This window comes from Pedobacter duraquae (genome assembly GCF_004362245.1).
GTDB classification, from domain to species: domain Bacteria; phylum Bacteroidota; class Bacteroidia; order Sphingobacteriales; family Sphingobacteriaceae; genus Pedobacter; species Pedobacter duraquae.
In genome coordinates this window covers 302,885-326,160 of record NZ_SNWM01000006.1, presented here as the reverse complement: position 1 = coordinate 326,160, position 23,276 = coordinate 302,885, and the positions used below count along the sequence as shown (strand labels likewise).

The window sequence follows — 23,276 nt, the reverse complement described above, 5'->3', positions numbered from 1 at the left end:
GTATAACATGAAATTATTTAATAAAAAACAATTGACTGTAGGCATTACGTGTTTAACACTTGCTTTAGTCGCTGTAACACCAGGATGCAAGAAATTCCTGGATACAGATATTCAGGGAGGCTATACGGCCGACAATTATCCATATCCAAGTGGTTCAGGTCCTTACGACGTATATATCAACGCGATCTATGGAGACCTGCGGTCGTACAATGTTCACGCTGATGGGTTCATTGTAGCTACAAGCATCAGAAGTGATGACGCTGATAAAGGCAGTACAGCATCTGATGGAGGATCTGATGTGATCACCATGGACAACTTCCCTGTCCTTCCAAACAATGGACGCGGAAATGCACTTTGGACTGGTTATTACGGCATGATTACCAAATGTAACACGGCATTAGATGCCATCGCGAACAATACCAATATTGTAGCTGACCCTGCTGTGAAAGCTCAGGCAGAAGCAGAGGTACGCTTTGTAAGGGGCTATGCTTATTTTATGTTGGTCCGCTTATTTGGTAACGTACCATTAATTGATAAGGTGTTCGCTGATCCTGCAGCACAGAGTAATGTAGCTCAAAGTTCTCCGGATGTAATTTATCCTTTCATTGAAAAAGATCTTACTGTAGCTGCAGCAGGGCTTCCTATGGTTCCTCCTGCTAAGTTTCCAGGACGCTTAACAGCGGGTGCTGCAAATGGTATGCTGGCTAAGGTATATCTGACGCAAAAAAAATGGGGTGCTGCCATGGGTGTTGCCAGTGCAGTAATCAACTCAGGTCAATATGACCTGTCTACACCTTATGCAAAGATCTTCAGCGAAGATGGAGAAAATAGCAAAGAATCTATTTTTGAAGTTCAGGCAACAGCAAGTTCATCACGCAAAACTGAAGACGGTATCCAATATGCGAGTATCCAGGGTGTACGTGGCGTTAACGACTTCAACATGGGTTGGGGATGGAATACACCAAGTCCCTTCCTGGAAGCTGCCTACGAAGCAAATGATCCCCGTAAAGCAAGAACAATTCTTTACGCCAGTAAAGCAGGTGCACAATCAAGAACCCTCTACAATGAAATCATGCCTTTATATCCTTCTGAAGTACCCAATGAAAGATATAACAACAAAGTATATACAAACCCTTCTTTCAGATCTGCTGTAAATGATCGTGGTGGATGGTGGATGAATGTTCGTATCCTTCGTTATGCAGATGTGGTATTGATGTATGCTGAAGCTGCCAACGAAACTGGCGCTACACAAGAAGCGATAGACAAGCTGGAAATGGTTAGAGCAAGGGCGAGAGCCGGTAATGCTGCCATCCTCCCTAAAGTAACAACTACCGATAAAACAGGTTTACGCCTTGCTATCCAACAGGAAAGAAGGATAGAACTGGCCATGGAGCACGATCGTTTCTTTGACCTGGTAAGGTGGGGAATTGCCGACGATGCGTTGCATGCTGCTGGCAAAGCTAATTACCTGAACAGCAGGGATGCATTACTGCCTATTCCGCAAACACAGATTGACCTGAGCAAAAATGTGCTTAAACAAAACCCTGGTTATTAATCTATAAATGATATCAAATGAAATTATCATATAAACATACTTACCTGCTGGGCTTAACCTTGGCAGCGCTATCATGGTCTTCCTGCAAAAAAGATGGCAACCCGAATAATTTGCCAGATGTCTCGCCCGAGGCTTATGCAGGCAAGGTAGATGGATTTACCAGTTCTGACGAAGTATACCCAGGCAACCTGGTAGCGTACTGGACATTTGACGGCAACAAAACTGAGAAGATCTCTGGTACTGCTGCTACATCGTCGGCTAACGACAGTTATGCTGATGCGGGAGTAAAAGGACAAGCGTTAAATTTAAATGGCGGCTATGTGTATTATGCAAACACGCTGAATGCCTTTAAAACGGCAGCTTTAAAAAGTTTTACCATCAGTACCTGGGTGCAGATCCTGAACAATGGATCAAAAAAGACCATGCTGTTCCAGCTGGCCCGTCCGGGTAATTTTAATGGCAGCATTAACTTTGTCCTGGAAACCAATGCGCGTGCAGCAACAGTGCTTGATGCAATTACTGTACATCCTACGTTTACCACTTCCAGTGGCGGAACTCAGGATAACCTGAACACTGCGGTAGCTCCATCACCATTTTTATCTCCCAAAATCGGGGCTGATAAATGGACAAACTTTGTCATCACTTTCGATGCACCATCCGGAGTTTTGCAGATCTGGGGCGATGGCGTGAAGATCGGCACCACTGCTTACCAAAACAGGGGAGCAAATTCATTCTTCGCCTTTGAACCCAGCGAGATCATCATCGGTGGAAACTACAATGTAATCCCCGGAAAAACCGTGAGCACAGATGTTTCTTTTGCGCCTATGACTGGCAAAATAGACGAGATCAGAGTGTATAATACTGCACTTCCTGACGCACACATCAAAGCCCTGTATAACCTGGGTCTTGCCAAGAAATAGTTTTTAGAGTTATAGATTGGTTATCTATCACACAGTTGTTCCGAAAGGGCAGCTGTGTGTTTTTAATTCGTTAAGCCTTCCGCTATATGATCCCTACCTTTTTTAAGCGAATCCTGATTTTCCTGTGCTTAGTAACTGTATTCCTGTCTTGTAAAAAAGGAGGTGATGCTAAACCCGCCGCAGTAGACACCTCACTCTCCTTTACGGTTAATGAGCTCTATAACGGTTCTTTGAGCTATACTGGGTTAAGTGGCAAACCGGTAGTTAAAGTCAATCTGACAGAAGCCGTTAATTCCGGCAGTCTTTCTTCCATTAAATTAACGGGGCCTTCAGCGGCAAATATACCGCTTACCACTACACTGCAGAACGGAGACAAAACAATCATCATTATCCCGCAGGCAGACCTTGCTCCTTTCACAACTTATACACTAACTGTATCGGCAGGATTAGTTACTGCTACAGGTGGTAAGCTTGTAAATCCTGTAAACATCAATCTGACTACCGGTTATAATGACATAGACAAGTTCCCAAGGATTTCCGATGATGAGTTGCTTACACTGGTTCAAAAACAAACCTTCAAATATTTCTATGATTTTGGGCATCCGGTAAGTGGCCTCGCCAGAGAACGGAATACCTCGGGTAACACCGTTACTTCAGGAGGTTCCGGATTTGGTGTGATGGCCCTTGTTGTTGGCGTGGAACGCAATTTCATCAGTCGCGCAGATGGAATCGCCCGCATGCAGAAAATAGTCGATTTCCTGAAAAACAAAGCTGTACGTTTTCATGGCGCCTATCCGCACTGGATTGATGGCAATACGGGAGCTGTAATTCCTTTCAGCAGCAATGATGATGGTGGGGATCTTGTAGAGACTGCTTTCCTGATGGAAGGCCTGATCACGGCAAGACAATACTTCAATGGAACATCTGCTGCAGAAAACACGCTAAGAAATGATATTACCGCAATTTACAACGGCGTAGAATGGGACTGGTACAGAAAGAACAATTCCAATACACTTTACTGGCATTGGAGTCCTAACTTTAATTTTGATAAAAATGTTGCGCTTAAAGGCTGGAATGAAGGCCTGGTTACCTATGTTCTTGCTGCAGCATCTAACACACATGCCATCCCTAAATCTGTTTATGACGCTGGGTGGGCTTCTAATGGAGGCATGAAAAGTGGAAGTACCTTTTATGGGGTGCAGCTACCGTTAGGACCTGCAAATGGCGGCCCCCTATTTTTTGAACATTATTCTTTCCTTGGGATTAACCCCAATGGCTTAACAGATGCCTATGCCAATTACGAAACTCAGGCAAAAGCACACACCCAGATCAACTACAACTATTGCGTAGCCAACCCACTTAAATATTATGGTTATGGCGAAAACTGCTGGGGATTAACGGCAAGCGATATTCCTAACGGATATACTGCAAGTTCGCCATCAAATGATGTAGGCGTTATTGCGCCTACCGCAGCGCTTTCTTCATTCCCGTATACACCAACGGAATCCATGAAAGCGCTTAAATTCTTTTACTATAAGATTGGCGACAAGACCTGGGGCGATTATGGCTTCTACGACGCATTCTCGCTAAGCCAGAACTGGTTTGCCAGCTCAACACTTGCCATTGACCAGGGACCGATCATCGTGATGATCGAAAACTACAGAACACAACTGCTCTGGAAGCTCTTTATGAGTGCTCCGGAAGTGAAAACAGGTATGCGAAGCCTTGGCTTTAGCAGCCCCAACCTTTAATTATTTGTGATGACAATGAAATATACAACGAAAATTACCTGCACATTCCTGCTATTCCTTTTTTGCACTTCTTGCGTATTCAGTCAGAAGTCCAACGTGGTGCTCATTGCGCCGGATATGAAGATCAAGACAAAGCTGTCAGACAACCAACTGTTAGAGCTGGTGGAAAAACAAACTTTCAGATATTTCTGGGACTTTGCACATCCTGTAAGTGGCATGGCCCGCGAGCGAAGCAACACTTCTTTCAACTATGGTAACGAGGTCGTAACTATTGGCGGCACCGGCTTTGGCGTGATGGCTACTATCGTAGCCTCCGAACGGAAATTCATCACCCGCAAACAAGCGGCAGCACATACACTCAAAACTGTGAACTTCCTTGCCAAAGCAGATCGGTTTCACGGAGCCTATCCACACTGGTTAAATGGCGAGACCGGAAAGGTAGTCCCTTTCAGCAAAAAAGACAATGGGGCGGATATCGTGGAAACATCTTATCTGTTTCAGGGATTGCTAACTGCCGAGCAATACTATAATTCGGCAGATCCAACAGAGAAAGAACTTCGTGCTAAAATCAGGAAGCTCTGGAACGAAATGGAATGGGATTGGTTTACCAGAAATCAAAACGTATTATACTGGCACTGGAGTCCTGAGTACAACTGGGATATGAACATGCCTATCAGAGGGTGGAACGAATGCCTGATCACTTACGTAATGGCTGCATCTTCTGCCCCTCACGGCATCAAAAAAGAAGTGTATAGCGAAGGCTGGACAAATAGCAAGACCTTTGTTAACGGCAAGAAATATAGTGGAATTACCCTGCCCCTTGGCTTCGAATATGGCGGCCCACTGTTCTTCTCACAATATTCCTTTTTAGGTTTAGATCCCCGTGGACTGAAAGATCAATATGCGGATTATTGGGAGCAGAACAAAAACCACACCCTGATTAACAGAGCCTATTGCCTGGAAAATCCGAAACATTTTAAAGGATATGGGGTTAACAATTGGGGGTTAACGGCCAGCGACAGCTGGAACGGCTATGCTGCCCACTCGCCTACAGAAGACCTTGGTGTTATTACGCCTACAGCAGCACTTTCAGCCTTTCCATACACGCCTGAATATTCAATGCAGGCTTTAAGACATTTTTATCAGGATCTGGGATCTAATATCTGGAGCGAGTACGGTTTTGTTGATGCGTTTAGCGAAGAACATAACTGGTATGCGAAGTCGCACCTAGCAATTGATCAGGGCCCAATTATCGTAATGATCGAGAATTACCGAAGCGGTCTGCTTTGGAAACTCTTTATGCGTAGTCCTGATGTTAAAAAAGGATTGACAAAATTAGGTTTCAGCAGCCCAACATTAAAAAAATAACTAGCAGCTCCCCATTTTACAAACACATTACCTTAAGACATGCGAAAAATCAGTTCCCTACTTAGTATCCTATTACTTGCTACACTTATTACCCAGGCACAAACAAGAAGTGCAGTTCCTGCCGCTAATCCAAAAATGAATGCTTTTATCAAGACATTAATGTCAAAAATGACGATTGATGAAAAGATTGGGCAACTCAACCTGGTAACGGGTGGAGAGGCTACCACAGGCTCTTCGGTGAGCATGGACGTGGAAGGCAAGATCAAAAAAGGTCAGGTTGGTGGAATTTTCAGTTTAACCACCCCTGCCAGAGTGCGTAAAGCGCAGGAAATCGCAGTTCAGAGTCGCCTTAAAATCCCCCTGATCTTTGGTCAGGATGTTATCCACGGCTATAAAACTACGTTTCCGATTCCCCTGGGACTGGCATGTACCTGGGATCTCAATCTGATTGAAAGGACGGCCCGCATAGCTGCTACTGAAGCAAGTGCCGACGGCATAAACTGGACTTTCTCACCTATGGTGGATATCTCCAGGGATCCCAGATGGGGCCGCATTTCTGAAGGTAATGGTGAGGATACCTACCTGGGTTCACAGATTGCCCGTGCTATGGTTAAAGGCTATCAGGGGACAGATCTGTTGAGCAACAACACGCTGATGGCCTGTGTAAAACATTTTGCGCTGTATGGCGCGGCAGAATCCGGAAGAGATTATAATACGACAGACATGAGTCTGGATAGAATGTATAACGAATACCTGCCACCCTACAAAGCTGCTGTTGATGCTGGTGCCGGAAGTGTAATGGTATCGTTTAATGATATTAACGGTGTTCCTGCAACTGCAAATAAGTGGTTACTCAGCGACGTATTGCGCAAGCAGTGGGGCTTTAATGGTTTTGTGGTGTCCGACTATACCGGCGTGAGCGAACTTATTGAACATGGGCTCGGCACCTTACCCGAAGTTTCTGCGCTGTCTTTAAAAGCAGGAACAGATATGGATATGGTGAGTGAAGGCTTTTTGACGACCTTAAAAAAATCGTATACTGAAGGAAAAGTGTCATTGCAGCAGATTGATAACTCATGCAGACTGATTCTGGAGGCTAAATACAAGTTGGGACTTTTTGACGATCCATTTAAGTACTGCAGCGAAGAACGTGCTAAAGCAGAAATACTAACCCCGGCCAACCTGAAAACAGCCAGACTGGCGGCCGCAGAATCCTTTGTCCTGTTAAAAAACGATAACAATACCTTACCACTTAAAAAAACTGGAAAAGTAGCCCTGATCGGCCCACTTGGTAACACAGGAAGTAACATGCCTGGTACCTGGAGTGTTAATGCAGATCTGAAGAATACACTTTCACTGTTGGATGGTTTGAAAGAAGTTGCCAATAATAAGGTAGACATCTCTTATACCGTAGGATCCAACCTGCTGGCAGATGCCGCATATCAACAAAGAGCCACCATGTTTGGCCGTGATCTGCCAAGAGACAACAGATCTGAAGAAGACATGATCAAGGAAGCTATTACTGCAGCAAAAAAAGCAGATGTTGTAGTCGCAGCATTAGGCGAAAGCTCCGAGATGAGTGGCGAAAGCTCAAGTCGTACCGACCTGCAGCTCCCCGATGTTCAGCAACGGCTGCTTGCTGCGCTGTTGAAGACTGGAAAACCTGTGGTACTTGTCTTATTTACAGGAAGACCGCTTACCTTAAAATGGGAGCAGGAAAATATTCCTGCGATCCTTAATGTGTGGTTTGGTGGTACCGAAGCTGCCCACGCGATTGGCGATGTGCTGTTCGGTGATGTAAATCCTTCAGGAAAACTGACCACAACCTTTCCACAAAATGTTGGGCAGGTGCCGCTATACTACAGTCACAAAAACACAGGAAGACCACTTGAGGATGGTAAATGGTTCAGTAAGTTCAGATCTAACTATCTTGATGTGAGCAACGATCCCCTATATCCTTTTGGCTTCGGGCTGAGCTATAGCAACTTTAGCTATGGCGCTATAAAACTCGATAAAAAAACCTTTAAGCCAGGCGAAGCCATCACCGCTTCTGTCACCGTTACCAATACAGGAACGGTAGCCGGTAAAGAAGTAGTACAGCTATACACCCGTGATATGGTAGGCAGCAGCACACGCCCGGTTAAGGAACTCAAGGGGTTTCAAAAAATCAGCCTTAAACCAGGAGAAAGCAGAGAAGTGAGCTTCCGTATACAGGAGTCAGACCTTAAGTTTTACAACGCAAATTTGAAGTACGTTGCAGAACCTGGTGCATTCAAAGTATTTATCGGTACCAACTCCCGTGATGTTCAAACCGCGGATTTCACATTATTATAATATGAAAAGAAAGACCTTTCTGAAGCAAACGGGAATCCTTGGCGCTGGCGTATTAGCGAGCAAGTTCTCCTATGGACTGGTAGCAGACAGTTTTCCTGTTGTCCGCGTAGCACCAGCAAAGCGGCATTTTACCAGTAAGGCTGTAGATCGCGCCATTGCCGAGTTCAGCACCAATGTAAAAAACAAGGAACTGGTATGGCTTTTCGAAAACTGTTTCCCAAATACGTTGGACACGACCGTTTTCTACACAGAAAACGAGGGTGTGCCGGATACTTATGTAATCACCGGAGATATCGATGCCATGTGGCTGCGCGATAGCTCGGCACAAGTGTGGCCGTATCTGCAATTCGTTAACGAAGATGAGCCCCTTAAAAAATTAATTAAGGGCATTATTGGTCGCCAGAGCCGCTGCATCATCAAAGATGCTTATGCCAATGCGTTTTATAAAGACGAGCAGAAAGTAAGTGAATGGAAGAGCGACCGCACCGATATGAAGCCAGGTGTTCACGAGCGCAAATGGGAAATCGATTCGCTCTGTTATCCTATCCGCCTGGCGTACCAATATTGGAAAAAAACAAAAGATGATAGCCCATTTAATGCAGAATGGGAAGCAGGAATCAAACGCACCCTAACCGTTTTTAGGGAACAACAGCGTAAGAAAGACAAAGGACCTTATCACTTTCAGCGCGAAAGTCTCTACCCGCATGATACTTTATCGATGAACGGATACGGATTCCCAGTGAACCCCATTGGCCTGATCTGCTCTTCATTCCGACCGAGCGACGATGCAACAGTCTTTCCATTTCTGATACCTGCTAACTTTTTTGTGGTGAGAAGCTTGCGCCAGGCAGCCGAAATCGTATCGGCGGTACGGAAAAATAATACACTTGCCATTGAGCTCAATACACTTGCAGCGGAAGTTGAAGCAGCTTTGCAGCAGCATGCGATCATTGATCACCCACAGCACGGCAAAATTTACGCCTATGAAGTAGACGGCTTCGGCGGCCGATATATGATGGACGACAGTAACGTACCAAGCTTATTATCCCTACCCTATCTGGGTGTACTGAATATAAATAGTGAAATCTATCAGAACACGCGTAAGTTTATCCTTTCTGCAGGCAACCCCTATTTCTTTAAGGGCAAGTATGCGGAAGGCGTAGGTGGTCCACATATTGGTCCTGATATGATCTGGCCGATGGCAATTATCATGAGGGGCTTAACCTCATCCTCCCAGAAAGAGATTAAATCATGTATCAATATGTTGGTACAAACCCATGCCGGAAAAGGGTTCATGCATGAATCATTTCATAAAGACGACCCTAAAAACTTTACCAGATCCTGGTTCGCCTGGGCAAATACACTTTTCGGAGAATTTCTTTGGAAGACTTATAAAGAAAACCCACATTTGCTTGTATAAGCATCGAAATTGCGTTATGAGAAAAATCACAATCACTCTATCTCTACTTTTAATCCTGACATCCGTTATCACCAAAGCTCAAGATCTCAAAAAATATGACCGTGGTAGTTTTATCAAAGGCAAGGATACTATAGCTTATCGCATACTTTTTCCCGAAAACTTTAATCCGGCACAAAAATACCCAATTGTATTTTTTCTGCATGGCAGGGGCGAGAGCGGTAACGATAATGAAAAACAACTATCGAATGGTGCCAAGATGTTCCTGAGAAACGATTACAGGCAACAGTTCCCAGCGATTGTTGTATTTCCGCAATGTGCAGCCAATAGCTATTGGGCCAATGTAGATATCAAAACAGACAGTACGGGAAAACGTTCTTTTAATTTCGTTAAAGGTGGGGAACCTACAACGGCGATGCACGCGTTATTGGGTATGGTTGACGATTTTCTTGATAAGCCTTATGTAGATCATAAACAGGTATATGTAGGCGGTCTGTCTATGGGTGGCATGGGTACCTACGAATTGCTCAGAAGAAAACCCAAAACCTTCGCCGCAGCCTTTGCTATTTGCGGTGGAGATAATCTGGAAAATGTACAGAAATATAAAAAAGTTCCCCTCTGGATCTTTCATGGAGGTAAAGATGATGTTGTTAAGCCGGAGTTCTCCAAAGCCATTGCAGACCAGTTAAAAATCATTGGCAAGGAGGTTAAGTTCTCCTTTTACCCCAATGCTAACCATAACAGTTGGGATTCAGCATTCGCCGAGCCTCAACTCATACCATGGCTGTTTAGCCATAAGAAATAGTTGAATACTGCATCATATCGAACATCTTGCTGTCCGAAAACGGACATATTCAATTTAAAATTCAAAAATAACAATCTGACTACTAGCAAAGTAAATCTTTAGACTGGCGGGGCATTGATTTTGGGTTAATGAAGTATATTTTTACAGCATTCAATTCCAAAGACAATGAAACTTACCCATCTCAAAAAAACAGTATCAGGCCTAGCATTACTCATCCTGAGCTGCTCTTCGCAATTTGCCTTAGCTCAGGACTGCCACTGCCAGGACAACGTGAAATTTGTGATCAATAAAATCGAAGCAAATTACTCTGGCTTTACCGATAAAGTAACTTCATCCAACAAAGCGGCTTATGAGATGCTCAAAGATTCTTTGCTCAAGCGCAGTGTTGATGAAAAAGATTTTGCCTCGGCAAGCTGTGTAAACCTGATCCAGAAATACATTGCGTTTTTTAAAGATGGCCATATGTATACTTCACAATATATGCAGCCACCGGCGATCCATCCTGACACCATCCGCAACCAGTTTAAAAGCTGGCCAAAAATTAACTATAGCAAGGCAGGTTTTATCAAATATCTCCAGGCGACCAAAAAACGGAAACCGTTGGAAGGCATCTGGACCATTGCCGATCAGTCTTACAGTGTTGGCCTGATTTACGAAAAAGGTATGTACAATGCCTTCATCATTAACGCTGACAGCCTGTACTGGATGCCTGGACAAGTAAAATTTAAAATCCCGGAACGTCCGAATACCAAAGCAGTGTATTACCTCAGAAACCACACTTCGGATACAGTAGCCGTAAGTTTTAAAACGCCCGAACAGAACGTCATTGAAACAGGTACCTATGGATTTTGGTATAAAACAGACCTTAAAACCGGAAAAGCTGTTTCTGCCTGGAAACCAGTAAACACCGCACCTAATAACCAGGTCGTTTCCTTTACACGGCTAAATGATAAAACCAATGTACTGACTATTAAAAACTTCGACAGCAGGTATCTCCGGGCGATAGACAGCGTAGTGAAGGCCAATGCAGGATTGCTTGGTAAAACAGACAACCTGATTATCGATGTCCGTGGAAATGGCGGAGGTGCCGATATTTCCTACCGGTCGTTAAAAAAGTATCTCTATACCGATCCCTACCGAATTATTGGTGTTGACTATTGGTGCAGTCCTGATAACGTAGAAAAGTTTAACCTTTTGACTAAAGACATGGATTTCCCGGAAGAGAGCCGTAAAAACTTTAAACGTTATGCCGATAGCATGACAGTTCATTTAAATGGCTACTGGTCGCCATTCGCAGAAATTATTGAAGAAAAAATGGATACTGTGCTTACCTATCCAAAAAGAGTTGCCGTTCTCATGGACGAAAACTGTGGGAGTACTACTGAGCAGTTTTTGATGGACCCTGTAAGCAACAGTAGAAAAGTAACTAAAATGGGTCAACATTCGGCGGGTATTCTTGACTATGCCTCGTTACACGGCATTCACATGCCTTGCGGCTACCTGGACATCAATTACGCAACCGCAAAGAGTCGCAGAATAAAGATGGGAAAAGGGATAGATAACAAAGGCATTCAGCCGGATATCATACTCGATAAAAACATAGATTGGATAGACTACGCCCAGAAGTATCTGGAAAAATAACGTATAAAAAAAGGAAGATCCGCAATGGTCTTCCTTTTGTTTTTAAGCAATATTTATTATTCAGCCATGTTGTGATATACAGCCTGTACATCATCATCCTCTTCCAGCTTGTCAATTAATTTAAATACGTCAACAGCCTGTTCTTCCGAGATTGGGGTTGTAGAAAGAGAGATCCGCTCCAATTTGGCACTTTTCATTTCTACGCCAAGATCCTCCAGGGTTTTCTGCATCTTACCGAAATCTTCAAATGCTGTTTGTACTACCGCGATATCTGTTCCATCTTCATCAGCCTCAAGATATAGCTCTTCCAGTCCTGCATCAATTAATTCGAATTCAAGCTCTTCCAGGTCACGCTCTCCGGGAAGGAACCTGAAAATAGATTTCCTGTTGAAGATAAAATCCAGTGAGCCTGTTTTACCTAACGTACCGCCAGTTTTATTGAAGTAGCTACGCACGTTAGCCACCGTTCTGTTTGTGTTGTCTGTTGCTGTTTCAATGAGGATGGCAACGCCATGCATGGCATAACCCTCATAAACAAACTCTTCGTAACCATTTTCGTCTTTGTTAGAAGCACGTTTGATGGCTGCATCGACAGTATGTTTTGGCATGTTCACTGCCTTGGCATTTTGTATCGCAGTACGTAAACGGGAGTTAGTTTCTGGCGAAGGGCCATTGTCCTTAACTGCCATTACAATCTCTTTTCCTATACGTGTAAACTGCACGGCCATTTTGGCCCAACGTTTAAATTTTCTTTCTTTTCTAAATTCGAATGCTCTTCCCATGATCTGTTTCTTTAAGCGTCTTCTTTATTTTTTCTGTAAATTATTCAACATATCTGTAGTCATCTTTGCCAGATCAAACTCTGGTTTCCATGCCCAGTCCCGCGTTGCGAAGGAATCATCAATAGACCTCGGCCAGCTGTTGGCTATATCCTGCCTTGGATCATTTTCTGTGTAAGTTAATTTAAAATCCGGAATGTGTTTCCTAATCTCCGCAGCGAGAACTTCTGGTGTGAAACTCACACCCGCAAAGTTGTAACTCGAACGTATTTGAATATCCTTCGCCGGAGCGTCCATCAGCTCTATAGTTCCACGAATGGCGTCATCCATATACATCATCGGAAGCTCGGTTTCTGCATTAAGAAATGATGCATAACTGCCTTTTTTTAACGCTTCATGGAAAATATGAATCGCATAATCGGTTGTTCCGCCCCCTGGCGCAGCCTTCCAGCTAATTAATCCGGGATAACGGATACTCCTCACATCCAGGCCATACTTTTGATGATAGTACTCGCACCAGCGCTCGCCGGCAAGTTTACTGATCCCATACACTGTATTGGGATCCATCACACAAAACTGTGGTGTATAGTCTTTGGGAGAATTTGGACCAAATACAGCAATAGAACTAGGCCAATATACTTTCGCAGTTTTATAAACGATAGCAAGGTCAAGGATATTCAACAAGCCGTTCATATTCAGATCCCAGGCCAGCTTTGGATTTTGTTCGCCTGTAGCAGACAACAAAGCAGCAAGAAGATATACCTGCGTAGGTTTATATTTCTGAAAGATGGCATTCAGCGTTTCCTTTTCAAGCACGTTGACAAATTCAAAAGGACCAGCATTTTTAATATCATAATCAGGCCTGCGGATGTCACAAGCTACAACATGGTTTTCACCATAACTTTTGCGCAGGGCGGTAACCAGCTCTGTTCCGATCTGCCCGTTAGATCCCAATACTAATATCGTGTCGCTCATTCAAATATAAATTTTGCCAAAGGTAAAAAAAGGAAACAAACCTGTTAAAAAATGTTTTGTGGATTGACAATAAAAAAGTGTTTCCGGGGAGTTGATCAATGCCATCAGGTAATTCAAAATGATTCTAATCATCCAACATTGAAATAATTTATATATTTACTTTCCAAGTATGAACACATTCTTTGCTAATGCCTGATAACGAGCAATTTGACGAATTATTTCTTCGCCTTAGAACAGGCGATCTTCATGCTTATGAAGAAATTTACAGGCTTTATTGTAAAGAACTGCTGCAAACAGCTTATAGAAAAACCAGAGATCGTGTTGTTGCAGAGGATTTAGTACAGAATATATTTATTTCCATTTGGGATAAACGCGAAACATTACATGTACGCGACGGCTGGAGTTATTTATGTGGTGCACTCAAATTCAGTATCATTAACTATGTGCGCTCCCAGGTAATAGAAAATAAATACCTCGATTTCTCAAAGTCCCAGTTTAGTGAAACAGAACAGAGCTCTGACAAAGCCGAGCTACAAGATCTGTCTTCAGTTATTGAAAGAGGATTAAGTTCTTTGCCGGATAAAACACAAAAAATATTTAGGCTAAGTCGCTATGAACATCTGTCAACCAAGAATATATCTGCGAGTATGAACATCTCCGAAAAAACTGTGGAGTATCACATTACCAGATCCCTGAAGTGGATGAAAGAGTATATCAGTAACAACTATATATTTTTGATCATATTTTTCTTTCTGTAAATCAGCAAGTTATAGTATTTCTCAAAAAGAAGCAAACAAATCATTAGGGTTCCGTCCTACTTAAGTTACTTACCTGTATTAACCAAATATAAGGTATGGACAAAAAATCTTTTATAGATTTATTAGATCGTTATCAGCAAGGTAATTGTTCTGAAACCGAAAAAATTCGTGTAGCAAACTGGTATGCCAGTCTTGATGCCCATAGTGCCGGAGATTTGTCTGATGAGGAGCTCTCAGAAATCTCTAAACGCATGGAGGCCGCCATTTTTACCCCCACATATTCCAGGACACCAGTATACCGCAAGCTCTATGTGCGTTTGGCTATAGCAGCTGCAGTTAGTTTAATCACGATATCTGCAGCCCTTTATTTATTTAACGGCAACAGGACAGAAGATGCCTTCTTAAGCGAGCATCAAGAGCTGGCAATGGTTACCAATAAAAACACTTCTGCTAACAACCAGACTGTAGAACTTGGAGATCATTCTGTGGTAACCCTGCAACCAGGGGCGTCAATCACTTACCCAAAGTTATTTAATGGAGCAGACAGACCGGTATACCTTAAAGGAAATGCGTTTTTCTCTGTAACTAAGAATCCAAAAAAACCTTTCTATGTATACAATAACAACCTCGTAGTAAAAGTACTAGGCACCAGTTTCTTTGTAAAAGAATCTGCCAATGGCAAAGCCGCACAGGTGGATGTCAATACGGGAAAAGTTATGGTGGCAGAGAATGCTAAAAAGAGTCTATTCGCAGCCCTGGCCACGAAGCCTGCTAAAGCAGTGCTGATTACGCCAAATCAAAAAGCAGTGTTTGATAATGAAGACCACCAGCTTACTAAAAGTCTGGTCGATCAACCGCTCACCTGCGCGGTGCGGGCCTTCCGTGCAGAGTTACATAACGGTCAGTTAACTGACGAGCGTAAAGTAGCGGCCTCCAACCATCAATTCTCAGAAACCAGTCTAAAGGATATCTTTAAAATACTCTCTTCAGAATATAGTATTGATATCCGCGTGGCAGATGAAAGTATATACGCCTGTACGTTTACCGGTGACATCAGTAAAAAAGGACTCTTCGAGCAGCTTAGCCTGATTTGCCAGTCTGTGTCAGGATCTTATCAGATCGAAGGCACCAGCATTCTGGTCAAAGGCGTCAAATGCCACTAATCGCATAATACATAACCAAAAATAAATCAACATGACGAAAACAATTACCAGCCACTCTCCCTGATTCTCAGCTAATATTCCATATACCATTTTAAAAAAATGAAGCCGGCAATGTGGGGCATTGCCAGCTCATTAAGCCGCATGCAAGGCATGCAGCCAGGTATTCCTATGTCCAGTAAATCCAATTTATTTAATGAACAATGATTAAAGTTATGAAAAAAAACCAACTTATTTCTTTAGCTATTCTTGCAATGAAATATTCTGTATACCAAATATTAATAATTACCCTCTTCACTTGTGCTGCATCTGCAGAGATTGTAAGCGCTCAGGGCGTACTTGATAAAAAGATTTCGCTGAAAGCAGACCAGCAGGAAATTAAAACTGTTATCGCCAGATTGGAAGAGCTCGCCGATGTTAAATTCGTTTATAGCGCCAAGTCTATCAGCTCTGGAAGAAAAGTCTCCGTAAATGCTGTGCGCCAGAAATTGGGTGATGTTTTAAAAACCTATTTGAAACCTTACGATGTAGAATACAAAATTATCAAGGATAGGATCCTCTTGTATTCTACGCAGAATGATGATAAGGACCGCATCGTACCCAATCCGTTTATTACCGCAGCCGAAGAAATTGTATCCGGGAAAGTAACAGACAGCAAGGGCAATCCGCTTCCGGGAGTAACCGTAGTTATAAAAGGCACTACAAAAGGAATTACTACCGACGAGAATGGAAGTTATTCACTAAAGGTAAACAACACGGGGAGTTATACCGTAAACTTCAGCTTTATCGGTTACATCTCTAAAGAAATCCCTGCAGAAAACAATGGCAGCAACAAGATCATTAACATAACCCTCTCTGAAGATGCGCTGCAACTGGAAGGCGTAGTTGTTACTGGTGGCGGAAATCCAAAGAAAAAACTGGAATCCAGTGTAGCCATTACTTCAATCAGCAATAAAGATATCACTGCAAGGGCACCACTTAACAGTACCGATCTGTTGAAAGCAATCCCAGGCTTAACCGTAGAAAGTACCGGTGGTGATGGCCCCGGAAATGTTTGGGTCCGTGGATTTCCTCAACAGGGCGGTTATATCTTTCTGGGTATTCAGGAAGACGGATTACCTTTGCTTCCTACAGGTTTCAACACAAACCCTTCAATAGATCAATACTATAAAACAGATTTAACAATTCAGAATATTGAAGCCATCAGGGGTGGTAATGCGTCAATCCTGCAAGCCAATACACCTGGAGCGGTAATCAACAATATCAGTTATTCGGGTGCCGATAAAGCTTATGGTCAGTTTAAATTCACAACGGGCTTGTCGCAGGGACTCTATCGTGCTGATGCAAATACCGGTGGAAAGATCAGTGACCATGTTAAGTTCAATATTGGCGGCTTTTACCGCACAGATAAAGGTGTTGTTGACCCGGGATACTCCCCTGCCAACCGCGGTGGACAAATTAAAGGAAATATGACCTTTAACTTTGACAATGGAAAAGGATTTGTCCGCGTATTTGGCAAGTATCTGAATGACCGCGTACAGTTTCTGTTAACCAGCTACTACCCGTATGATGGTACCGGAAAACCAACAAAATACGGTTCTTACGACATGGTAAGTCAGTCGATATCCCCGATAAACACGCAGTGGAACTACACAGATCCGGCAGGCACCGCACATAGCTTTGACCTTGCTGACGGGATTCACACCAAATTGGGCTCAGGAGGTTTTCAGTTTAACTACCTCACCGATGGTGGCTGGCAGATTGTAAATAATTTCAGATATCAGAACACACATACCGCAAGTAATTATTCTACACCAAATGGCATCGCCGCACGCAGTACAGCAACAACCTATTATTATCTGGATGGCAGCGTGGCTCCCGCAAGTGCAAGCAATCAGATTATTACTGCAGCTTCAAATGCACAGCTGAATAAAGACCAGCAGATTGTTGACTACCTGGACTTCAAAAAACAAGTGAAAAATCATAGCCTTGCTCTTGGTTTGGGAATCCACCAATACAACCGCGACGATCTTAGATATGCATTCCGCACACAAACAGAATACAAAGAAAATCCACAGATATTAGTCCTTGCTGCGGGTGCGCCTGGCAGAACACCACAGACAAAAACTACTGTTATTGGTGATACGAGAACATTATCAGCATACGGTACAGATGAGATCAAAATCAGCGAAAGTTTCCGTCTTGATATCGGTGCGAGGATCGATAATCAACATGTAGAAGGTCGTCGTCCGTTCTATGCATTCAATGCAGATGGCTCACCAAACTATACTGCCGCATCCAGTCCGACAATAGCCGGCTATACAGATTATAATATTACAGCTACCAACTGGGCGGCATCTATCGGTACCAACTACAAGATTGCTAGTACATCGAGTATGTTTGCAAGGATTACGCGGGCATATAATGCGCCGAATATAGGCGACTATAACGCTACCGCCTACAATCCTGACAACATTAAGAAACGCCCTGTTTATCTGGCCGAACTCGGTTACAAATATGCTAAAAACAGACTCGCAATCTTTGCGTCAGGAAGTTACTCAGCAATTAAAAATGCATCTCTTGCCATCAACGTGCCAACAACATCATCCGGCCTGCAGGCATTGATTGCCTTTGGTTCTACCAGAACGTGGAGTGCCGAATACGAGATCTCTTACAAAATATTAAACCCGTTAAGTTTAAGACTTACAGGAACAATTCAGGATTCAAAATATACTGACTATACCGCATCAACGCGCACCAACTCCGCGGTGCTTGCACAGCTCGGTGACAAAGTGTACAGCTTTACCGGAAACCGGACTGAGCGTGTGCCTGTGTTCAATACCGAGCTGTCGGCAAGCTACGACTACAAAAAAGCGAATATTTTCTTGTCTGCCAACTACGTAGGCAGCAGGTTTACCTCGCCTAGCGACAGCTACAAACTGCCGGTATATGTGGTGATGCGTGGTGGAGCAGGCTACAACTTCACAAAACAAATTGCAGCCAGATTCTGGGTCGATAACCTGACCAATGCGAGAGTGCTGACTGAGGGAGATGTAAGGGGTGATCAATTCCGTGATTTCTCAGCAATTCCTACCGGCACGCTGATGATTGGCAGAACTTTACTGCAACGTACATTCTGGGCATCACTAGCTTATTCATTTTAATATTAAAAAAGATTGATATGCAAAATAGAAGACATTTTTTACAACAGGCAGGCATGGCATTAACTGCCGCAATGTTTAGCCCTTCAGTTATTTCTTCTGCCCTGGCAGCACCTGCCGCGGCAGCAAAAAAGCAACAAATCGGTATTCAACTGTTCACCCTGCGTGAACAGTTGCTTAAAGATGTACAGGGAACCATTGCGCAGGTGGCCAGGATTGGCTACCAGCAGGTGGAAACGTTTTACGGCTACGCTGGCACAAATGCAGCGAAGGAATTCTGGGGTTTGGATGCGAAAGCATTCAAATCCCTGCTTGATGCAAACCACCTGAGCTCTCCTGCAGGACATTACAATACAACGGTTTTTCTTAGCGACGGCACTGAAGAGGTGCTCAAGGCCCAGATTGAAACCGCTGCCATTGTAGGGCAGAAATATTTTATTATCCCTGCCCTACCTACAAACATCAGACAGGCTGGTACGCTGGATGACTATAAAAAGATGGCGGTTAGATTTAACAGGGCCGCAGAACTCTGTAAAGCACATGGATTAAAACTTGCCTACCACAACCACAATTTCGAATTTAATGATCAGGGCAATGGCGCTACCGGTTATCAGGTGCTGCTTAAAGAAACTGATCCTGCCATGGTAAGTTTTGAACTCGATCTGTTCTGGGCGGTAAACGCCGGACTAAACCCTGTTCAGATGTTTAAAGAAAATCCCGGCCGTTTTAAGATGTGGCACGTCAAGGATATGGACAAAGCGGATAAGAAGGTATATACTGAGGTAGGAACAGGTAGTATCGACTTCAAGTCAATCTTTGCCAATGCAAAATTGTCGGGAATGGAGTACTTATTCATAGAGCAGGACGTGATTAAAATTGATCCTTATCAAAGCATTACGCAGAGCATTGACTATGTTAAGCACACGTTATTAAAGCAATAAGTTATCAGAAATATGCCATTCCGGGCCTAAGTGACCATAAAACGGGAATTTGTAACAAAATTATTATAATGGAGATGTTAATGTGTATTTATAACACTTTGTAATCTTTTTTATATAGTTTAGATACCGGAAAGGATGTAAATCCAACCTAACTAAATATAAATACTATGGATAGAAGAGACGCCGTTAAGAGTGTAGCTTTCTTACTTGGAGGAGCCTTATCAGCAACAACGATAGGAGTTTTTCTGGAAGGATGTCACTCCAGTTCTCCGGCAAGCGCCGATTTATTTTCAGCAGATCAGGAAAAGATGCTTGCTGAAATTGCAGACACAATAATTCCTGCGACCAAAACACCTGGAGCAAAAGCAGCCGGTGTGGGACCATTTATTTCTATGATTATGAAAGAATGTTATCCTGAAGACGCGCAGAAGGTATTTGTCAAAGGTCTCGAAGACCTGCAGGATCGTGCAAAAAAAGATTACAGTAAATCATTTCTTGAAATCACTGCTGCACAACGCGAGGAACTCCTTGGCAAAGTTAGGGAAGAGACCATTGCTGCCCAAAAAGCAGACAAGGAATCTGATGCGAAAGCTGAAACAGCAAAAGAACAGGAAGTTCAGAAGAAAGGCGAAAAAGAAAACAACGCCGGAAATCCCCTGGCTTCTAAGGTTAATAAATCGAGACCTTACTTCTTTGCCATCGCCAGAGACCTTACCCTGCTTGGCTATTTTACATCAGAGATCGGAGCTACACAGGCCTACACGTATTTGCATATACCAGGCCGCTATGATGGCTGCGTAGACCTTAAACCAGGTCAAAAAGTTTGGGCAACTAACTAATATCAAGATGAGCAATTTAAACACAAAAGCAACAGCGCAAAATACATATGATGCCATCGTAGTTGGATCCGGTATTTCCGGCGGATGGGCAGCAAAAGAATTAACAGAAAAAGGTCTAAAAGTACTGTTGCTTGAACGCGGCAGAAATATTGAGCATGTTAAAGACTATACCACGGCAATGTTAAAACCATGGGAGCTTAAACATCGCGGCAAACTTACTGAAGAACAGAAAAAAACCCACCCTGTGCAGATCAGGGATTATCCATATCAGGAAGCTAATGAAAGCTTCTGGGTAAATGACCTGGAATGCCCGTATACTGAGGTTAAACGTTTTGACTGGTACCGAGGTTTCCACGTAGGTGGAAAATCACTGATGTGGGGCCGTCAAAGTTATCGCTTCAGTGACCTTAACTTTGAAGACAACAAAAAAGACGGTCATGGTACCGATTGGCCTATACGTTATAAAGATCTCGAAAAATGGTATGACTATGTAGAGCGCTTTGCAGGGATCAGCGGAACAGTAGAAAACTGGCCTGCGTTGCCCGATGGACAGTTTCTTCCTCCAATGGAAATGAACTGCGTAGAGAAGTCAGTAAAAAAACGCATTGAAGATCACTGGAAAAAAGAACGGATCATGACCATTGGCCGTACAGCAAACCTAACGGTTGAACACCTTGGTCGCGGAAAATGCCAGTACCGTAACTTATGTAGTCGCGGATGCCCTTTCGGTGCCTATTTTAGTACACAGTCGTCAACCCTGCCTGCAGCGGTAGCAACAGGCAATTTAACGTTACGCCCTTACTCTCTGGTAGACCATATCATCTACGATAAAGAAACACAGAAAGCAACAGGTGTAATGGTGATCGATTCGGAAACCAAAGAAAACATAGAGTTTCATGCTAAGATCGTTTTTGTAAACGGATCGACACTAGGCAGTACCTTCCTCTTACTGAATTCTACTTCGGCTGAACATCCAAATGGATTGGGTAACGCCAGCGGCGAACTTGGCCATAACCTTATGGATCACCATTTCCGTTGCGGAGCATCCGGCGAAGCTGAAGGTTTCGATGATAAATATACTTATGGACGCAGAGCCAATGGAATCTACGTACCGAGATATCAGAATATGGGTAACGACAAACGTGACTACCTGCGTGGATTTGGTTACCAGGGTGGTGCAAGTCGCTCAGGCTGGCACAAGGACGTTGCGGAGCTGGCTTTTGGTGGCGACTTCAAAGATCAGATGACAACACCGGGTGTTTGGAAAATGGGCTTGGGTGGTTTTGGTGAATCTTTACCATACCACGAAAACCGAGTTTATATCGACAAAACCAAAAAAGATAAATGGGGCATGCATGTCCTTGCCATCGATTGTGAGTTTAAAGAAAACGAAGCAAAGATGCGTAAAGCCATGATGGATGATGCTGCAGAGATGTTGGAAGCTGCTGGCATGAAAAATATCCAGACTTATGATAATGGCTCTACACCAGGTATGGCTATCCATGAGCAAGGTACAGCACGTATGGGTCTTGATCCTAAAACCTCTGTGTTGAACAAATGGAATCAGATGCATGAGGTGAAAAATGTATTTGTGACTGATGGTTCTTGTATGCCATCTATCGCTTGTCAAAATCCTTCACTGACTTTTATGGCCTTAACGGCGAGAGCAGCAGATTTTGCTGTCTCAGAATTAAAAAAAGGTAATATTTAATGGCGCAACAAAAAATAAGAATGGGCATGGTTGGTGGAGGCAAAAACGCCTTCATCGGCGCCGTGCACCGCATTGCTGCAAATATCGACGGGCAGATAGAATTCTGCTGCGGAGCGTTGAGCTCCAATCCCGAAACAGCAAAGACTTCGGGCGAGAGCCTGTTCCTTCCTGAGGCAAGAAGCTATGGAAGTTATAAAGAAATGTTTGAAGCTGAAAGTGCGCTTCCGGATGATGTACGCATGCATTTTGTGAGCATCGTAACCCCCAATTTTGCGCATTTTGAGCCTGCCATGATGGCCCTTGACCATGGTTTTCATGTGCTCATAGATAAACCCATGACTTTAACATTGGAAGAAGCCAAAAAGCTGGAAGCCAAAGTGCAGGAGACAGGCTTGATTTTATGCCTTACACACACCTACTCCGGCTACCCTATGGTTAAGCAGGCACGGCAGATGGTTAAAGAAGGCAAATTCGGAAAAATCAGAAAGGTTTGTGTCGAATATCCGCAGGGCTGGCTAAGCCTCCCTTCAGAAAAAGACGGAAATCAACAGGCCGCCTGGAGAACAGACCCGGCAAAAAGCGGAATTAGTGGTTGTATGGGCGATATCGGAACGCATGCTGCCCAGCTTGCTGAATACATCTCGGGCCTGAAGATTACTAAACTTTGTGCAGACCTTAATATCGTTGTTGATGGTCGTGCCCTAGACGATGATGGAAATGTGCTTCTTAAGTTTGACAATGGCGCTAACGGTATACTCATGGCGTCACAAATTGCTGCCGGAGAAGAAAACGCACTGACTATCAAAGTATATGGTGAGAAAGGCGGGTTGGAATGGCACCAGGAAGAGCCCAACACATTACGCGTAAAATGGCTTGATGCACCGATGCAGGTGTACAGGACAGGCCACGATTACCTGTCTTCTTTTGCAAAACACAACACTAGAACGCCTTCAGGCCACCCTGAAGGATACCTGGAAGCTTTCGCCAATATCTATAGAAATTTTGCCAGTACCCTGGCAGCAGGCTTGAATGGAACTACGCCAACGCCAGAAATGCTCGACTTCCCGAACGCTACAGATGGCGTTAGGGGGATGGCATTTATTGAAAATGTTGTAGCTTCAGGAAAATCTACTGAAAAATGGTACGACTTCAAATTATAAA

At 43.6% G+C, this 23,276-nt stretch carries 17 protein-coding genes; 15 read left to right on the top strand and 2 right to left on the bottom strand.

Annotated elements, in window-relative coordinates:
• The first annotated feature begins 7 nt into the window (after nucleotides 1–7).
• The 8 genes from CLV32_RS21060 to CLV32_RS21025 all read left to right on the top strand — a co-directional run bounded on the left by CLV32_RS21060 (nucleotide 8) and on the right by CLV32_RS21025 (nucleotide 11,791).
• Nucleotides 8–1,555 (top strand): RagB/SusD family nutrient uptake outer membrane protein, encoded by a 1,548-nt coding sequence (locus CLV32_RS21060; RefSeq protein ID WP_133558933.1) that lies wholly within the window; start codon nucleotides 8–10, stop codon nucleotides 1,553–1,555.
• 17 nt (nucleotides 1,556–1,572) lie between these two features.
• On the top strand, nucleotides 1,573–2,475 hold the full coding sequence (locus CLV32_RS21055; protein WP_133558932.1) for a LamG-like jellyroll fold domain-containing protein: 903 nt from the start codon (nucleotides 1,573–1,575) through the stop codon (nucleotides 2,473–2,475).
• Between the two features lie 86 nt (nucleotides 2,476–2,561).
• Nucleotides 2,562–4,226 (top strand): glucoamylase family protein, encoded by a 1,665-nt coding sequence (locus CLV32_RS21050; protein WP_133558931.1) that lies wholly within the window; start codon nucleotides 2,562–2,564, stop codon nucleotides 4,224–4,226.
• Nucleotides 4,227–4,241: 15 nt separating this feature from the next.
• Complete coding sequence (locus CLV32_RS21045; protein ID WP_133558930.1) at nucleotides 4,242–5,594, top strand: glucoamylase family protein; 1,353 nt, start codon at nucleotides 4,242–4,244, stop codon at nucleotides 5,592–5,594.
• Nucleotides 5,595–5,633: 39 nt separating this feature from the next.
• Complete coding sequence (gene bglX, locus CLV32_RS21040) at nucleotides 5,634–7,928, top strand: beta-glucosidase BglX (RefSeq protein WP_133558929.1); 2,295 nt, start codon at nucleotides 5,634–5,636, stop codon at nucleotides 7,926–7,928.
• A gap of 1 nt (nucleotide 7,929) precedes the next feature.
• Nucleotides 7,930–9,348, top strand: coding sequence for a glycoside hydrolase family 125 protein (locus tag CLV32_RS21035; protein ID WP_133558928.1), 1,419 nt, complete (start codon nucleotides 7,930–7,932; stop codon nucleotides 9,346–9,348).
• Between the two features lie 16 nt (nucleotides 9,349–9,364).
• The gene (locus tag CLV32_RS21030; RefSeq protein ID WP_133558927.1) at nucleotides 9,365–10,150 is read left to right on the top strand and encodes a carboxylesterase family protein; all 786 of its coding nucleotides are present in this window, start codon (nucleotides 9,365–9,367) and stop codon (nucleotides 10,148–10,150) included.
• A 165-nt stretch (nucleotides 10,151–10,315) separates the two neighbouring features.
• Nucleotides 10,316–11,791 carry a S41 family peptidase gene (locus tag CLV32_RS21025; protein ID WP_133558926.1) on the top strand — a complete coding sequence of 492 codons (1,476 nt, stop codon included), beginning with the start codon at nucleotides 10,316–10,318 and terminating at the stop codon, nucleotides 11,789–11,791.
• A 56-nt stretch (nucleotides 11,792–11,847) separates the two neighbouring features.
• On the opposite strand, the gene CLV32_RS21020 is transcribed toward CLV32_RS21025, so the two are convergent.
• Nucleotides 11,848–12,573, bottom strand: coding sequence for a YebC/PmpR family DNA-binding transcriptional regulator (locus CLV32_RS21020; protein ID WP_133558925.1), 726 nt, complete (start codon nucleotides 12,571–12,573; stop codon nucleotides 11,848–11,850).
• A 24-nt stretch (nucleotides 12,574–12,597) separates the two neighbouring features.
• A complete protein-coding gene (locus tag CLV32_RS21015) occupies nucleotides 12,598–13,545 on the bottom strand; it encodes an NAD-dependent epimerase/dehydratase family protein (RefSeq protein WP_133558924.1) in 948 nt (315 codons plus the stop codon).
• 188 nt (nucleotides 13,546–13,733) lie between these two features.
• Between CLV32_RS21015 and CLV32_RS21010 the strand changes: the two genes are divergently transcribed.
• The 7 genes from CLV32_RS21010 (at nucleotide 13,734) to CLV32_RS20980 (ending at nucleotide 23,275) form a co-directional block, all read left to right on the top strand.
• Nucleotides 13,734–14,303, top strand: a complete 570-nt coding sequence (locus CLV32_RS21010; protein WP_133558923.1) for a sigma-70 family RNA polymerase sigma factor — start codon at nucleotides 13,734–13,736, stop codon at nucleotides 14,301–14,303.
• A gap of 95 nt (nucleotides 14,304–14,398) precedes the next feature.
• Nucleotides 14,399–15,466, top strand: coding sequence for a FecR family protein (locus CLV32_RS21005; protein WP_133558922.1), 1,068 nt, complete (start codon nucleotides 14,399–14,401; stop codon nucleotides 15,464–15,466).
• A 212-nt stretch (nucleotides 15,467–15,678) separates the two neighbouring features.
• Entirely contained in the window at nucleotides 15,679–18,627 is a 2,949-nt protein-coding gene (locus CLV32_RS21000) for a TonB-dependent receptor domain-containing protein (protein ID WP_133558921.1), read from the top strand.
• Nucleotides 18,628–18,644: 17 nt separating this feature from the next.
• Nucleotides 18,645–19,565: a sugar phosphate isomerase/epimerase family protein gene (locus CLV32_RS20995; protein WP_133558920.1), complete on the top strand. Its 921-nt coding sequence runs from the start codon at nucleotides 18,645–18,647 to the stop codon at nucleotides 19,563–19,565.
• 167 nt (nucleotides 19,566–19,732) lie between these two features.
• On the top strand, nucleotides 19,733–20,404 hold the full coding sequence (locus tag CLV32_RS20990) for a gluconate 2-dehydrogenase subunit 3 family protein (protein WP_133558919.1): 672 nt from the start codon (nucleotides 19,733–19,735) through the stop codon (nucleotides 20,402–20,404).
• A 7-nt stretch (nucleotides 20,405–20,411) separates the two neighbouring features.
• Nucleotides 20,412–22,115: a GMC oxidoreductase gene (locus CLV32_RS20985; protein WP_133558918.1), complete on the top strand. Its 1,704-nt coding sequence runs from the start codon at nucleotides 20,412–20,414 to the stop codon at nucleotides 22,113–22,115.
• A complete protein-coding gene (locus CLV32_RS20980; protein ID WP_133558917.1) occupies nucleotides 22,115–23,275 on the top strand; it encodes a Gfo/Idh/MocA family protein in 1,161 nt (386 codons plus the stop codon). Before CLV32_RS20985 ends, CLV32_RS20980 begins: the two co-directional genes overlap by 1 nt.
• Nucleotide 23,276: the final 1 nt, after the last annotated feature.

Excerpts from the sequence above, each read along its gene's own strand:
- CLV32_RS21060 (WP_133558933.1), top strand. The coding sequence starts at position 8 with ATGAAATTATTTAATAAAAAACAATTGACTGTAGGCATTACGTGTTTA.
- CLV32_RS21055 (WP_133558932.1), top strand. The coding sequence starts at position 1,573 with ATGAAATTATCATATAAACATACTTACCTGCTGGGCTTAACCTTGGCA.
- CLV32_RS21050 (WP_133558931.1), top strand. The coding sequence starts at position 2,562 with ATGATCCCTACCTTTTTTAAGCGAATCCTGATTTTCCTGTGCTTAGTA.
- CLV32_RS21045 (WP_133558930.1), top strand. The coding sequence starts at position 4,242 with ATGAAATATACAACGAAAATTACCTGCACATTCCTGCTATTCCTTTTT.
- bglX (WP_133558929.1), top strand. The coding sequence starts at position 5,634 with ATGCGAAAAATCAGTTCCCTACTTAGTATCCTATTACTTGCTACACTT.
- CLV32_RS21035 (WP_133558928.1), top strand. The coding sequence starts at position 7,930 with ATGAAAAGAAAGACCTTTCTGAAGCAAACGGGAATCCTTGGCGCTGGC.
- CLV32_RS21030 (WP_133558927.1), top strand. The coding sequence starts at position 9,365 with ATGAGAAAAATCACAATCACTCTATCTCTACTTTTAATCCTGACATCC.
- CLV32_RS21025 (WP_133558926.1), top strand. The coding sequence starts at position 10,316 with ATGAAACTTACCCATCTCAAAAAAACAGTATCAGGCCTAGCATTACTC.
- CLV32_RS21020 (WP_133558925.1), bottom strand. The coding sequence starts at position 12,573 with ATGGGAAGAGCATTCGAATTTAGAAAAGAAAGAAAATTTAAACGTTGG.
- CLV32_RS21015 (WP_133558924.1), bottom strand. The coding sequence starts at position 13,545 with ATGAGCGACACGATATTAGTATTGGGATCTAACGGGCAGATCGGAACA.
- CLV32_RS21010 (WP_133558923.1), top strand. The coding sequence starts at position 13,734 with ATGCCTGATAACGAGCAATTTGACGAATTATTTCTTCGCCTTAGAACA.
- CLV32_RS21005 (WP_133558922.1), top strand. The coding sequence starts at position 14,399 with ATGGACAAAAAATCTTTTATAGATTTATTAGATCGTTATCAGCAAGGT.
- CLV32_RS21000 (WP_133558921.1), top strand. The coding sequence starts at position 15,679 with ATGAAAAAAAACCAACTTATTTCTTTAGCTATTCTTGCAATGAAATAT.
- CLV32_RS20995 (WP_133558920.1), top strand. The coding sequence starts at position 18,645 with ATGCAAAATAGAAGACATTTTTTACAACAGGCAGGCATGGCATTAACT.
- CLV32_RS20990 (WP_133558919.1), top strand. The coding sequence starts at position 19,733 with ATGGATAGAAGAGACGCCGTTAAGAGTGTAGCTTTCTTACTTGGAGGA.
- CLV32_RS20985 (WP_133558918.1), top strand. The coding sequence starts at position 20,412 with ATGAGCAATTTAAACACAAAAGCAACAGCGCAAAATACATATGATGCC.
- CLV32_RS20980 (WP_133558917.1), top strand. The coding sequence starts at position 22,115 with ATGGCGCAACAAAAAATAAGAATGGGCATGGTTGGTGGAGGCAAAAAC.